General features: G+C 45.8%; 2 protein-coding genes and 1 pseudogene. All 3 read left to right on the top strand.

Annotated features, from left to right (window positions below):
* Positions 1-253, top strand: a 253-nt coding sequence (locus LZD49_RS34520) for a transposase (protein WP_234673078.1), incomplete at its 5' end; no start/stop codon positions are given.
* 105 nt (positions 254-358) lie between these two features.
* Positions 359-646 (top strand): transposase, encoded by a 288-nt coding sequence (locus LZD49_RS34515; RefSeq protein ID WP_234673076.1) that lies wholly within the window; start codon positions 359-361, stop codon positions 644-646.
* Positions 643-893 (top strand): annotated as a pseudogene (locus tag LZD49_RS34510) (hypothetical protein); the annotation flags it as partial. The gene LZD49_RS34515 and the pseudogene LZD49_RS34510, both read left to right, overlap by 4 nt.

Raw genomic sequence — 893 nt, 5'->3', positions numbered from 1 at the left:
GGGAACAGTCGAACCGGTGTTTGGCAGCTTAACACAATATTATGGGCTCAACAAGATTCCGGTACTCGGAATCGATGGGGCCCACAAGACGATGCTGATGGCGGCAATTGCCTTTAATATTAAAAAATACATGAAGTGTCACCCTAAGAAGGTAGCTGAAATGGCCCTTCATAAGGCTAAGAATTACCTCTCAGAGCAATTGGACAGATTTATCTATCTTTTAGAGGCAGAATTTGGTTTTTCGTTCAAATGAAATGAGCCGGAACCAGCGTAAGAAGTTTGATCGGCAGTTTGTAATACTCCCCAAAATTGAGGCCATCGGTTAAGTTTAGTAACTTGACATTAAACCGATGAAACAATGAAACAAAGCCGTAGGAAATTCACAGCAAAATTCAAGGCAATGGTGGCTGTTGAAGCCTTGAAAGAACGAGAGTCGTTGAGCGAATTAGCGACCAGATTCGAAATTCATCCAACGCAGGTATCGGCCTGGAAACGGGAATTTCTGGATCGCGCAGAAAAAGCTTTCGGAGATGAGGCGGCCAAGGAAGAGGAATCTGTCGATGTTGACAACCTTTTTAAGCAGATCGGCCAGCTTCAGGTGGAGAACGACTTCTTAAAAAAAAGCTTGAAAAAAGCAGGTCTATGAAGGAGCGCATGGCATTGATCGACAATAGTCATCCATTGAGCATTCGCCGACAAGCACAGATTCTGAACATCAACCGAAGTCAGTTGTATTATCGACCTGCTGGTGAAAAAGAGGAGAACCTGACCTTGATGGAGACAATGGACAAAATCTTCTTGTCCGACCCAACGCTGGGCGTGTTGGGTATGCAGCCGGGCCGCCGGGCGGACGAGCTGGCGGAAAAAGGGATGCCCTACAATGTCAAACGTAT

The organism is Dyadobacter sp. CY261 (assembly GCF_021440085.1).
In the GTDB taxonomy this organism is placed as follows: Bacteria; Bacteroidota; Bacteroidia; order Cytophagales; family Spirosomataceae; genus Dyadobacter.
This window is presented reverse-complemented; position numbering and strand designations above follow the sequence as displayed.